Origin of the sequence: Kallipyga gabonensis (assembly GCF_001286805.1) — a bacterium.
Classification (GTDB): Bacteria; Bacillota; Clostridia; order Tissierellales; family Peptoniphilaceae; genus Kallipyga; species Kallipyga gabonensis.
Map to the genome: position 1 here is coordinate 1,275,399 of NZ_CXYV01000002.1, position 13,049 is coordinate 1,288,447.

Annotated in this window: 13 protein-coding genes; 5 read left to right on the plus strand and 8 right to left on the minus strand. The window is 50.2% G+C overall.

The window, feature by feature from the left end; translation table 11 throughout:
• Positions 1-2: 2 nt before the first annotated feature.
• The 7 genes from BN2373_RS07330 to BN2373_RS07360 form a co-directional block, all read right to left on the minus strand.
• Complete coding sequence (locus BN2373_RS07330) at positions 3-446, minus strand: cell division protein ZapA (protein WP_053943424.1); 444 nt, start codon at positions 444-446, stop codon at positions 3-5.
• Between the two features lie 32 nt (positions 447-478).
• A complete protein-coding gene (pheT, locus tag BN2373_RS07335; RefSeq protein ID WP_053943425.1) occupies positions 479-2,917 on the minus strand; it encodes a phenylalanine--tRNA ligase subunit beta in 2,439 nt (812 codons plus the stop codon).
• Positions 2,918-2,925: 8 nt separating this feature from the next.
• A complete protein-coding gene (locus BN2373_RS07340) occupies positions 2,926-3,963 on the minus strand; it encodes a phenylalanine--tRNA ligase subunit alpha (protein WP_053943426.1) in 1,038 nt (345 codons plus the stop codon).
• A gap of 133 nt (positions 3,964-4,096) precedes the next feature.
• The gene (locus BN2373_RS07345) at positions 4,097-4,996 is read right to left on the minus strand and encodes a TrmH family RNA methyltransferase (RefSeq protein WP_053943427.1); all 900 of its coding nucleotides are present in this window, start codon (positions 4,994-4,996) and stop codon (positions 4,097-4,099) included.
• Positions 4,997-5,005: 9 nt separating this feature from the next.
• On the minus strand, positions 5,006-5,680 hold the full coding sequence (locus BN2373_RS07350; protein WP_053943428.1) for a potassium channel family protein: 675 nt from the start codon (positions 5,678-5,680) through the stop codon (positions 5,006-5,008).
• Between the two features lie 10 nt (positions 5,681-5,690).
• Positions 5,691-7,037: a TrkH family potassium uptake protein gene (locus BN2373_RS07355; protein WP_053943429.1), complete on the minus strand. Its 1,347-nt coding sequence runs from the start codon at positions 7,035-7,037 to the stop codon at positions 5,691-5,693.
• Entirely contained in the window at positions 7,034-7,801 is a 768-nt protein-coding gene (locus BN2373_RS07360; protein ID WP_053943430.1) for a gamma-glutamyl-gamma-aminobutyrate hydrolase family protein, read from the minus strand. The genes BN2373_RS07355 and BN2373_RS07360 overlap by 4 nt, the downstream gene beginning before the upstream one ends.
• A gap of 285 nt (positions 7,802-8,086) precedes the next feature.
• On the opposite strand from BN2373_RS07360, the gene infC reads away from it, so the two are divergent.
• The 5 genes from infC to BN2373_RS07385 all read left to right on the plus strand — a co-directional run bounded on the left by infC (position 8,087) and on the right by BN2373_RS07385 (position 10,971).
• Complete coding sequence (gene infC / locus BN2373_RS07365) at positions 8,087-8,590, plus strand: translation initiation factor IF-3 (RefSeq protein WP_053943541.1); 504 nt, start codon at positions 8,087-8,089, stop codon at positions 8,588-8,590.
• A gap of 13 nt (positions 8,591-8,603) precedes the next feature.
• Entirely contained in the window at positions 8,604-8,810 is a 207-nt protein-coding gene (gene rpmI, locus BN2373_RS07370; RefSeq protein WP_053943431.1) for a 50S ribosomal protein L35, read from the plus strand.
• A gap of 14 nt (positions 8,811-8,824) precedes the next feature.
• A complete protein-coding gene (gene rplT, locus BN2373_RS07375) occupies positions 8,825-9,169 on the plus strand; it encodes a 50S ribosomal protein L20 (RefSeq protein WP_053943432.1) in 345 nt (114 codons plus the stop codon).
• A gap of 207 nt (positions 9,170-9,376) precedes the next feature.
• Positions 9,377-10,459 (plus strand): papain-like cysteine protease family protein, encoded by a 1,083-nt coding sequence (locus BN2373_RS07380; RefSeq protein ID WP_053943433.1) that lies wholly within the window; start codon positions 9,377-9,379, stop codon positions 10,457-10,459.
• Entirely contained in the window at positions 10,435-10,971 is a 537-nt protein-coding gene (locus BN2373_RS07385; protein ID WP_053943434.1) for a hypothetical protein, read from the plus strand. The genes BN2373_RS07380 and BN2373_RS07385 overlap by 25 nt, the downstream gene beginning before the upstream one ends.
• 83 nt (positions 10,972-11,054) lie before the next feature.
• Here the strand turns inward: BN2373_RS07385 and thrS are convergent, their stop codons facing one another.
• Positions 11,055-12,962 carry a threonine--tRNA ligase gene (gene thrS / locus BN2373_RS07390; protein ID WP_053943435.1) on the minus strand — a complete coding sequence of 636 codons (1,908 nt, stop codon included), beginning with the start codon at positions 12,960-12,962 and terminating at the stop codon, positions 11,055-11,057.
• Positions 12,963-13,049: the final 87 nt, after the last annotated feature.

Genomic DNA, 13,049 nt, shown 5'->3' on the forward strand with positions numbered 1-13,049 from the left:
CTTTATCGGTGGGTCCGCCGATACTCTTGAAACTGCTTGGAAAGAAGGAGAATCCTGTCTTCGGCCTCTTTCAGGTTTTGCCGGAGGGCCTTAAGATCTTCTTCCCGGTCATAAGAGGCTTCTTCCTGGCGGTGGAGACGGTCTTTCATTTCCTTATTCTCCCTCTGAAGGGCCTGGATATCTTCCTCCAAGCCCTCTTTTTCCGCCTTAATTTCTTCCAATTGATCTTGAACCAGGAAGAGGTCATCGGCCATATTCATCATCGCCAGGGTGGTTTGCATGGTCTTATTAAAGCGGAGGTCAGAACGGCTGATTTCTCCGATCTTTCTGTTGACATAATTTGTCACCCGCTCCATCTCTTCTTTGTTTTTCTTGCTCTTTAAGACATACCGGTCTCCATTGATGGTGACTTGCATCCGGTTGACTTCCCGGTCTTGGCCTGACATGGCATCCTCCCCTCCGGTATTAAATATTCCTCTTAGAAACGGTTGGAACCGCCTAATTCTTCCAGATTCTCCCGAATCTCTTTCATCTTTTCATTAATCTGGGCGTTGGTCAAAGTCCCCTCTTCTGAAGCCAGCTCTACCCGCAGGGTAATGGATTTTTTCCCCTGAGGAATCTGATCACCCCGGTATTCATCGACAAAAGACACCGATTCAACCTTACCCAGGATGGGTTTGATGATAGCGGACCAAGACATGCCCTCATCAAAAATCAGGGAAATATCCTGGAAAACATGGGGAAAGAGTGGAAGTGCGTGGTAGCGGTTATTTCTTGAGTCAGAGGGAACCAGGGCTTCCACATCCAGGGAAATCAGGCAGGCATCATGGTATTTCAGGTCTAAATCTCTCTTTACCATGTTGGACACCAGCCCCATGGCTCCAATGGACTTGCCCCGATAGAAAATGTTGATCCAGGCATTCCTATCCGCCCAGGAGGGCTTGGCTTCCTGGCGGAAGCTTATAGGGTCAACTTGTACTGCCCGGGGCATGGCTTCTAAAATTCCTTTACCTTCATAAAATAGTTCTTTAGCATCTTGTCCAACCAAAGCCAGGCAAAGTTCCCGGTGCATGAGGGGGAGAGTCTCGGCTTCCTCCGATGGGTGACTCTGTCCCGGCTGATAGACCTGGGCCAGCTCAAAGATACGGAAGCGGTCGTAGAAACGGACATTGGATACCACGGCATCCATGAGGTTGGCGACCAGACTCCGGCGGAGTTTCGCTTGGTTGGGAGCCGGGGGCTGGGCAAGGGTAAGGGCCTCTTCCTCAGCCAGTCCCAAAGCGGAAAGACTCTCCTCCCTGGACCAGGGATAGGTCATGATCTCATAGGTCCCGGCCTGGAAAGCCAGGAATTCACGGATTGACCGGTCCAAATCTTCATTTCTTTGGTTGACAGCCTTAGTAAGTGCAACACGAGGAGCTTTTAGGTCAAAGTTTTCATAGCCGATCATCCGGGCGACTTCTTCTAAAATATCGTCAGGAAGAGAAACATCCCCGGTCGACCGCCAGCTGGGAACCAGAACCCGGTAGTGGTCGCCCTCTTCTTTCTCCAGAGAGAAGCCCAGGGGTTGGAGCAGGGCCTCAACCTCTTCTCCATCCACTTCCCGTCCCAGGCGGTCAGACAGCCAGGTCATGGAAATTTCCACTTCTTTCGGACAGGTTTCTTCCAAGGTCAGGTCGGCGAAGGCGACCGCCCTGACCTCCGGGAAGAGCTCCCGGAAAAGGGCCATGGCCACCCCCAGGGTCTGGTCCATTCGCTGGGTATCCAGGCCTTTTTCATGGCGCTGGGAGGCTTCCGTCCGGATCCCATAGCGCTGGGCGGTCTTCCGGATCATCTGAGGCTTGAAGTTGGCAATTTCCAGGACGGTTTCCTTGGTGGACGCCTGGATGGAATCGTGGGCCCCGCCCATGCATCCGGCCAATCCCAAGGCTTTATCCTCATCGGCGATGACGATGTCCTTATCGGTCAACTGAAGTTCTTTCCCATCTAAAAGAGTCAGTTTTTCCCCTTCCTTGGCCCGACGTACCCTGAGGCCTCCGACAATATGGTCCTCGTCGTAGGCATGGGTGGGAACCCCGGTGACCATCATCATATAATTGGTCCAATCAACCAGGGCGTTGATGGGACGGATGCCCACCTTCATCAGGGAAGTCTGAAGCCAAAGGGGGGATTTCCTGTCATCCACTCCGGCCAGGTGAAGAGCTAAGAAACGGTGGCAGATTTCCGGGTCTTCAATGGAGAGGGGGAAGTCTTCCACCTTGTTCTTGTCGAAGAAGTCTTTAGCATCAGGAAGGGCTTTCAAGGGACGGTGGTAGATGGCGGCCAGCTCCCGGGCAATGCCGTAGTGACCCCAGAGGTCGGGCCGGTTAGTTAAGGACTTATTTTCAATCTCAATGATGAAGTCATCTAAACCCAAAAAGTCAGCAATATTTTCTCCTGCCTTGAAGGTCATTTCGGGCAAAGATTTGGTGAGATCGACGATGTAATGGTCTTCAGGAGCAGGGAAAAGGTCGGACAGGCCCACTTCACCGGCTCCACAGATCATCCCGTAGGAGTCGACTCCGCGGAGCTTGCTCTCGCTGATCTTGACCGGCTCTCCTTCCCCATGCCAGACAACATATGCCCCGGGTAAGGAGCAAATCACGGCATGACCTTCGACGATGTTGCTGCCCCCACAGACAATTTGAACATCCTCTCCCCTGCCGATATCCACCAGGCAGACCCTGAGGCGGTCAGCATCCGGGTGAGGGCTGACTTTTCTGATGATCCCGACCACAATATTTTGGTATTTTTCACGGAGGTCCGTGGTGGATTCCACTTCCACAGTCCGCATGGTCAAGTCATAGGCCAGGTCTTCCATGGTCAGGTCCTGAGGCAGGTCTACATAAGAATTTAACCATTTATAGGATATGAGCATACTTCCTCCTAACGGAATTGTTTCAGGAAACGAAGGTCGCCGGAGTGGAAGAGACGGACGTCATCCACCCCATATCGCATCATGACCAGGCGGTCCAAGCCGATGTTAATATAGAATCCGGACCAGACCTCAGGATCCAGGCCCGCCGCTTTCAAGACATTGGGATGGGGGGATCCACCCGGCATGACTTCCAGCCAACCGCTGTGGTGGCAGGTCCGGCAACCCTTGCCCATGCAGACCTGGCATTCCATATCAATTTCAAAGCCCGGCTCCACAAAGGGGAAGAATCCGGCCCGCATACGGGTATTTACCGGGTGTCCGAAGACTTTTTCCAAAATGGTATCGATTAGGAGCTGACCGGAGGCAAAGGAAAAATTCTTATCGACGATCAGGGCCTCATATTGAGAGAATGCCCGCTCATGGTTGGCATCGGTGGTCTCATTGCGGAAAACCTGACCGGGATAGACGAAACGGGCCGGAGCCCCATATTTCTTCAGATACCGGACCGAAGCCCCTGTCAAATGGGGGCGAAGGGCCAGGCGTTCAAAGCCCTGCTTATCTTCTGTCCCCTCCAGCCAATAGGTATCCATGGTCTCACGGGCAGGATGGTTGGGAGGGAAATTCAAATTGTCGAAGGCATACTTTTCCGAAGAGATGTCATCCTCGGAGAAAATCTCGAACCCCAAAGAAAGGAAGGCGTCGTTCAGGTCGTACATCATCTGGGTGATCGGATGGAGGGCGCCGGTCTCCAGGGCCTTGCCCGGACGGGAAAGGTCCAGGGCCCCATCCACTACGGATGAGTTGGCTATGATTTCCGTTTTCCGGTCTTCAATTGCCCGGTAAAGGGCCTGCTTGGACAAGTTGGCTTCCTTACCCAGGGCCTTCTTTTCCCCCCCCTTGAGGTCTTTAATCCCTTTTAAGACCTCGGTCAAGCTTCCCTTTTTTCCCAGAACCTTGACCCGGAGGTCTTCCAGGTCCTCCAAACGGTCAGCCGATTGGATGGCTTCCTGGGCCTCCTCCACTAATGCTCTGACTTCTTCGATCATATTTCCTCCTCATCGGTAAAGCGAAGGCAGGGCCCGGACTCGGACGCCGACCATCGACAATGATGCTTGGTAACTAAAAATTAATTATATCGTAAAATAGGGAATCCTTCATCTTTCCGAATTCCCAGGCCCATCAGATGGTTGAAAAGTAGGCCATGAGGATCGCTCCCGAAACCGCTGCATTTAGGGATTCCACCTGGGGGGCCATAGGGATGGAGACTTTCCCATCCAAGACCGCCATAAAACCCGGTCGGATGCCCTGACCTTCTGATCCTATCACCAGGGCCAGGGGGGGATCTTTCTTGGGGAAGAGCCGGTAATCCTCCCCTTCCATATCCGCTCCCAGCCAAGGAATGTCGCTTTCTTCCTTCCATACCAGGGCATCTTTTTCACTGGACCGGCAAATTTCCAGGCGGAAGGAGGCCCCCATGGAGGCCCGAAGGACCTTTTCATTGGAGGGGTCACAGGAATCCACCAAGAGGACCCGGTGAAAGCCCAAGGCTTCTCCTGTCCGAAGGAGGGTGCCTAGATTTCCCGGATCCTGAATGCCGTCAAGAACCAGGTATAGGCCCGGTTGACGGAAACCGACAAACCGCCCATCCGATCCCGGTTCCCGGATGACCGCTAAAAGCCCATCCGAGTTTTCCATCGAGGAGAGGTCTTCAAAGAGGGCATGAGGCAGGAGGACGGCCCGGTCCTTAACCCAGCCGGCGATCTCCTGGCTGATGTAGTCTCCTCCCCCGGAATCCAGAATCGCTTTTAACTCATTTTCCACTTTTAGGGAAATGTCTTCTTCAAACTCGTTTTTTTCCCGATGTCGTTCCTTGAGATTGGCAATAAAAAGCGGCAGGGTCCGGTCCATCTTCTCCCGGTCAATGACCAGGGCTTCCATATCCATGCCCGAAAGAAGGGCCTCCACCACCAATTTATGGCTCTCCACCAGGAAAGCTTCCTGCTTCTTCCGGCCATGGACCGTTTTCAATTTTTTCCAGGCCTTGTAGCGACCGTTACCGGCTGAATCGATCCGGTCCATCCCTTCCTCCTATTCCTCTTCTTCCTTGGCACGGTGGTCCAAGTTAAGGATGTCTTCCTGCTTGCCCAAGACATAGACCCGGTCCCCCACTTCAAAAGTCAAATCTGTGGCAGGGTTGAGCATGAGGTCTTCTTCCCTCTGGACAGCGATGATGGTCACGTTGTAAACCATCCGGACACCAATATCACCCAGGCTCTTGCCGATCCAGCTGTCCGGAACCGGGAGGTTGGAGACCGAGTAGTCGGAGGATTCACCGAGGGCATCAAAGAGGGAGCCGCCGGCCAGCTTATGGGCCAGGCGGGACCCCATCTCCTTTTCCGGAAGGATGACCTTGTTGGCCCCTACTCTTAGAAGGATCCGGGCATGGCGCTCGGACATGGCCTTGGCAATGATGTAGGGGACTTCCTTTTCCTTGCAGATGGTGACCGCCATGAGGGCGGCCTCGAAATCCTCGGTGAGGGAGATGATGGCGCAGTCCACATTGGATATCCCAATGCCGTCGAGGGTCCCTTCCTGGCCCACATCCGCTGTCACTCCATAGGTGACAAATTCGGCCATCTCATTGACCTTGTCCTCATCATAGTCCACCACGAGAACTTCCTTCCCCAGGGAGGCCAGTTCCTTAGCCACATTGCTCCCGAACCGTCCCAATCCCAAAACCGCAAAGCTATCAAAATTTTTCATCATTATCTCCTTATCCGATCATAACGGACTCTTCCGCTACCCGGTGTCCCCGATACTTGGCCGGCCGCAAGAGGGCCCCTAACATGGTTACCGGACCGATCTTCCCAAAGACCATGGTGATGGCCACCAGGATCTTGGACAGGGCATGGAGGTTTCCGGTAATCCCTCGACTCAAGCCCACTGTCCCATAGGCCGAAATCACTTCAAAAAAGAGATCCAAAAAATCTTTATCAGCTTCCACCAGCTGGATAAGAAAACCGACGATGGTAATCCAAAAGATAGAAGCGGTAAAAAGGATCAGGGCCTGTTGGAAGTTTTCTCGGGTGCAGTTCCGGTGAAAAACAGGGAGGTCCCGGGTATGGCGGACGCGGGCAATCAGGCCCAGGACCAGGACCGCCATGGTTGTCGTCTTAAGACCGCCGGCGGTTCCTCCAGGTGAGCCTCCGATAAACATGAGGAAGCAGGAAAAGAGGGAGGAAGGCCTGGTCATGGCCGCCTGGTCGAAGGTGAAGAATCCGGCGGTCCGGAGGCTGGCCGACTGGAAAAAGGCATTCAGGGTCTTCTCTCCCAAAGTCATCCCCCCGATGGTGGAAAGATTTCCATATTCCATGAGGAAAATGCCCAGGGTACCCAGGGTCAGGAGGAGAAGGGTTATGGCAGTGACCATCTTGGTTTGGAGGCGGATCCTCTTGGTCTTTCGGAAGAAGAAGTCGATGTAGACGACATAACCCAAACCGGCAACGATGATGAGGCCCGCTATAGTCAGAAGGACCACAGGGTTGGCGGAATAGTCCGATAGGGATACCGGCCCCAGGGGATCAAATCCGGCGTTACAAAAGGCGGATATGGACAGGAAGATGGCGTAAAGAAGGCCTTTGATCAGGCCAAATTGGGGGACCATTTGACTGGCCAGGATAACGGCCCCTATCCCTTCGATCAGGAAGGTGGCCTTGAGAATAAATTTCAAAAAACGAACCAGTCCGGTCAGCTCATCCTCATTTTTTTCCTCCATAAAAATAACCCTCTGGCTCATGCCCAGCTTTCTCCCCGTTAAAAGGGCCAGGGCACCGACCGCGGTCATAACCCCCAGACCGCCGAGTTGGATTAAGAGAAGGATGATGGCTTGGCCTAAGGGGGACCAGAAGGAGGCTGTGGTCACCGGAGTCAGGCCGGTGACACAAACGGCGGAAGTCGAAACAAAGAAGGCATCAACAGGCGAAGTAAAACTCCCCTCCGCTGACGAAAAGGGCAGGCAGAGAAGGAGGGTCCCGATCAGGATGACGGTCAGGTAGGCGAGGAGAAAGAAAAGCGGAGGGGACTTTTGAATCCTCTTGAACAAGCGTTTTTGGAAATTCACTTTTTCTTCCTCTCTCCGGCACGAGTCACCAACCAATTCAGGATGGCCTGCTGGGCCTCATCTTTTTCGGCCATCATCTCCGGATGCCACTGGACGAAAAGGAGGTCCTGACGTTCCTCACCTTCCAGGGCTTCCACCAAGCCGTCTCGGCTTCTGGCGACCACCCTCAAGCCCTCCCCCACCTTCTTTACCGCCTGGTGGTGGAAGGAATTGACCCAAAGCTTTCCGCTTCCCACAATCCCTTCAAGGATGGAGCCCTCTTCCACACAAACCTGGTGGCTCCCATAAAATTTCGGGATGGACTCATTGCTATGAGCGATCTCACTCTCATACTGGCTGGGAATGTCCTGGTAGAGGGATCCTCCCCGGGAAATATTGAAGACCTGGATCCCCCGGCAAATGCCTAAAATAGGGAGCCCTTCCTGGTCGTAGGCTAAACGGGCCAGGTCCAATTCCTGGAGGTCCCTCTCGGGAACGGTGGTGCCCAACTCTTTTCGGCTATCCTCTCCATAGAGTGAAGGCATGGGGTCCGTCCCTCCCGTGAAGATGAGGCCGTCCACCAGGTCAACATAGGTCTTTCTTAACTCAAAATTTTCGGTATAAGGAATAATAAAGGGTATTCCTCCTGCTCTTTCAACAGCAGAGATGAAATCATGGTTTATCACATCATAGGATTGTCCGGACACTCCGATATGAAGCATCGGGCCCAAACGGTCATCAGGAGTATAATGACCGGTTATCCCAATAAGTGGTCTTTTTTGCATGAATAGGGGCCTTCCTTTCTATAACCGCTAAGCATGTCTATTTTAATAGATAGTCGCCTTCATGACAATGAAATTGGAGGGGAAGCCCTTGACAGATGGCCGGAAGGCCTTTACAATAAGAGCGTTGAAGCAGGGTTCCCACTCTCACCGACAGCCAGGGCTCGTTCGGTTACTCGTGAAAACTTCCACCTTGACCCATTCAAGGTCTTTTCCGGTGGTAATGAGTATAGTGGGCACTTTGTCCGCTATTTTTTTATTTTTAGGAGGTGCACCATTAAGGAATTAATCATCAATGAGCAGATTCGCGCCCAGGAAGTCCGCTTGATCGGTGATGACGGCGAGCAGATCGGCATCATCCCCATTGAAGAGGCCCAACAGAGGGCGGAAGAGGCACATTTGGACCTGGTCCTCATGTCCCCCCAAGCCAAACCTCCGGTGGCCAAGCTCATGGATTACGGCAAGTTCCGTTACGACTCGATTAAGAGGCTCAAGGAACAGAAGAAAAACCAAAAGACCAAGGAAACCAAGGAAATGCGCCTCTCCCCACGGATCGAGCAGCATGACTTGGAAACCAAGGCCGCTAAGGTCAAGGGCTTCCTGGACGGTGGAGATGCCTGCAAGATCTCCGTCCGCTTCCGGGGACGTGAGCTGGGTCATAAGGACTTAGGTCGTGAAGTCCTGGACCAGTTTGTCGACTTGGTTGGTGATAGTGGGGTTATTGACAAGAAGCCGACCATGGAAGGTCGCAGTATGGTGATGTTCCTCGAACCCAACCCTGATAAAGAGTAGATAGGAGAATAACATGGCAGTCAAAAAGATCAAAAAAAAGACACATAGAGCTTCCGCAAAGCGTTTCAAAAGAACCGGTTCCGGCAAGCTCAAGCGCTGGTCCTCAGGCATGAACCATATCACTGGCCATTACCCCCAGAAGACGGTTCGCAAGCTTCGTCATTCGAAAACTGTTCACAAGTCGGATATGAAGCGTATCGATGATATGTTGCCCCGTTAGGATGGAGGTAGAAAATGGCAAGAGTTAAAGGTGGCGTCAACGCCAAAAAGAATCACAAAAATGTACTAAAGCAAGCCAAGGGGTACTTTGGTTCCAAACATACCCTTTTTAGAACCGCAAAGCAGGCTGTCATCAAGTCCATGCAATATGCCTACGTGGGACGGAAGCTCCGCAAGCGTCAGTTCCGCCAGCTCTGGATCGCCCGGATCAATGCTGCCTGCCGGTCCAACGGAACCAACTACTCCCGCTTCATGGCCGGTCTCAAGAAGAACAACATTGAGATCAACCGGAAGATGCTCTCCGAGATGGCCATCCATCAGCCTGAGGATTTCAAGGCCCTGGTGGATCAAGTGAAGTAATAGAATGACAATAAAAACTGAATAATAACAGTGATCAAACCCCCTTACCCTGATCATGGTAAGGGGGTTTGATTTATCTTAATCATAGGTCTACTGATATTAATTACATATTCTGAGAAGTCTTTATTATTAATAATTAATATTATAAAACAATATTTTATGGTATACTGATGTTAGAAAACGTTTCTATGAAGAAAGGAGATTCACATGAAAAAAATAGGTTGTATTTTGCTCATCTTACTCTTGATAATGCCACTTTCATTCGTTTCAGCAAATCAAACAGAATCTCTATCCAAATCAAGCATTGTTACCTTGACTGCAGATCTGGATACGAAAACCTATGCAAACAATATTTTCATTCAACACCTTTCTGCTTTATTGGAATCCAGACAAATAAGAGAAAATATAGGAGAGTATTATTTATGTGAGCCAATTAGTATATTTAATACAGTCAATAACACCTATTCTTTCTGCTTTCCTGTAAAGTCTCATGGAGAAATAAAATTTATATTGGATGTGACGAAAGTAGAGAATGAATTCGTCTCCTCTCTTTCAACGTCATTTAGTAAACAGCTGCAGTTATTTTTAGAATCTGAGCGATCTGGAGAATTTATCCTTCTTACAGATGGTTGGAGTGTATCAGCCTTCAATGGAATAGAAAAAATAGATCTTCTATCTTTTCCTCAAGAAAAAATCAATAAAAGTAAAATGACATTTTTTATTAATCACTATCAACCGTTGCTCAAGAGATTCACACTTAAACAGCTTGATTTAAATACTTTTATTGCGGCCAGAGCCCCTGTTAACATAAAATCACAGAAGATTTTAAATGTAAAAGGAGTTTCTCAAGGGAAGAATCCTTGGTGTTGGGCAGCTACTTGTGCAGCAATTATTAACTATGAATATGGATATTCGTTAAACGCATCTAATGTAGCGAACTATGTTTATCCAAAAAATCCAGGACGTCCTGGAGGCTTAACTGAAATTAAAAAAGCGTATAACCATTGGGGCTTATATCCCAAACAAACCGATACTATTCCTTTTAACACTGTTAAATATCATATTAATAGAAACTCTCCTCTACATCTTCGGTTAGTGGGGAATGGTAGACATTCTATTGCATTAATTGGATACCAGGAGTGGGAACAAAATTTTGGTAACAGTAAGATCTTAGTTTTATTAGAGCCAAATGGCGGTATCCGCAAAAGTGTAACTCTTAATTCTAACGGCAACTTCTCATATACATTAGGAGGAGATCGATTATCATGGCAATTCACATTAGAGTTTTAAAAATACCAATTCTAGTGCTTAGCCTAGTTCTTCTCGTTTTTTTAAGCGCTTGTCAAACGAATAGTCATCCCCATACAGAAAAGGAAGAAATCATATTTCTTTTTCCAAAGGATGAGTACGGATTTCCGAAGCAAGACTTTCTCCTAATCAATGAAAATTGTTATCACATGGATCTAAGTTCTGAAACAAAAGCTAGTGCATGTGAAAAACAGACCATTGTCATCAAAGACGCAAAATCGATCATTCGAGTGGTCCTCCCCAGAGGAAGCTCCAATACCTATTGGAGAGTTGCCTCCAATACAGGAAAAGAAATCAATGCGAATACCCTTTCCTTTCCTATTGAGAAAAAAAAGGATTTTCGGGACGGGATTTCTAAAGAAGTTGATATTTTTGAAGTTCAGGCTTCCCTATTTCCTCTTCACTGTAAACTTGCGAATATCAATGATAAAGAGAGTACTTTCTCTGACCTCAAAGCATATGATGAACTGACCATAAAGCTTGCTGAACATTAAACTGTATTGGATAAGAGAAGATATCCCCGGCAGCAGACTGCCGGGGATTTCTTCTCTTATGAAAACTAACCCGAGTTTGAAAACTAAGCCCGAGTCTCAATTTGCTCTTTGAGCCAGGCCTTGAATTCTTCAAAGGGAATGGTTTCGCTGTCTTTCTCCCCATGACGGCGGATGGAGACGGTCTTGTTTTTCACCTCCTCATCCCCCACCACGATCTGGAAGGAGGTCTTGGCCAGCTGGGCATCGCGAATCTTCTTTCCCAGAGTCTCTTCACGAAGGTCCAGGTTGACCCGGCCGCCGACGGCCTCAAGCTCTTCTTTCATCTTCTTGGCATAGTCGCCGTGGGCCTTATTGTTGACGGGAATCAGCTCCACTTGAACCGGGGCCAGCCAAAGGGGGAAGTTGCCCGCATATTCTTCAACCAGGATTCCGATGAAGCGTTCAATAGAGCCAAGGACAACTCTGTGAATGAGGACGGGGCGGTGTTTTTCACCGTCCTGACCGATATATTCGGCTTCAAAACGCTGGGGAAGCTGGAAGTCCAACTGAACCGTTCCACACTGCCAGGTTCTTCCGATGGTATCTTCCAACTGGAAGTCGATTTTAGGACCGTAGAAGGCGCCATCGCCCTCGTTGATGGTATATTCCTTGCCCATGTGTTCCAGGGCCCCCTTCAGAGCGTTGGTGGCTCCTTCCCACTCCTCATCGGTTCCCATGGAATCCTCCGGACGAGTGGAAAGCTCGATGGTGTACTTGAATCCCATCTTTTTGTAGACCATATCGATCAGGTCGCAAATCCGCTTGACCTCATCTTCAATCTGATCCATAGCCAGGAAGATATGGGCATCGTCCTGGGTGAAGTTCCGGACCCGGAAGAGGCCATGGAGGGCACCGGAAAGCTCATGGCGGTAGACGTTGCCCAACTCCGCCAAGCGAAGGGGTAGGTCACGGTAGGAGTGAGGCTGGGCGTTGTAAACCAGGACGGAACCCGGGCAGTTCATGGGTTTGATGGCGTAGTCTTCCCCATCAATCTTGGTGGTATACATATTCTCCCGGTAGTGGTCCCAGTGACCCGAAGTCTCCCAGAGCTTGCGGTTGAGGATCTGGGGGGTGGAGATTTCCAGGTAATCCGCTTTTCTATGGATCTCTCTCCAGTAGTCAATCAGCTCATTTTTAATGACCATGCCGTTGGGAAGGAAGAAGGGGAAGCCGGGGCCCTCTTCCATGAAAGTAAAGAGGTTCATTTCCTTACCGATCTTCCGGTGGTCACGTTTTTTCGCTTCTTCCAGGCGTTCCAGGTATTCATCAAGGAGCTTCTTCTTAGGGAAGGAGATCCCGTAAATCCGAGTCAGCATCTTGTTGTGTTCGTCTCCCCGCCAATAGGCACCGGCAAGCGAAGTCAGCTTGAATGCCTTAATTTCTCCGGTGTTTTGGATATGAGGTCCGGCACAGAGGTCAACAAAGTCCCCCTGCTGGTAGAAGGAAACTTCTTCCTCCTCCGGCAGGTCTTCAATCAGCTCAACCTTGTAGGGCTGGTTATGTTCTTTCCAATAGTCGATCGCTTCTTGGCGGGGTTTGGAGAAGCGGACGATGTCCAATTTTTCCCGGACAATCTTCTGCATTTCTTCTTCAATCTTGGCCAGGTCCTCTTCCGTCAAGACATCCTCGCCGAAGTCGATGTCATAATAAAAGCCGTCTTTAATGGCCGGTCCAATGGCAAATTGTGCCTTGGGATAGAGGCGGGTAACCGCTTGGGCCAGGAGGTGGGAGGAAGAATGGCGGAAGGCGTGCTTGCCCAGGTCATCGTCAAAAGTGGCAATTTCCAGCCGGTCTCCATCCGACAAGACGTCGCGGATATCGGCATCTTCCCCATTGATTTTCGCCCCCAGGGCATTTCGGGCAAGTCCCTCGGAAATGGCCTTGGCTCCATCCAGAGCCGAAGCCCCTTCCTTCAGTTCTAATTCTGATCCATCCTTACAAATAATTTTCATGGCGCTTCCTTTCCGAAAATTCCCGATTCATCGGTAAGGGGACTAGATGGGTCGGGGAGCCATTCAGTCCATAAAAAAACACGATGA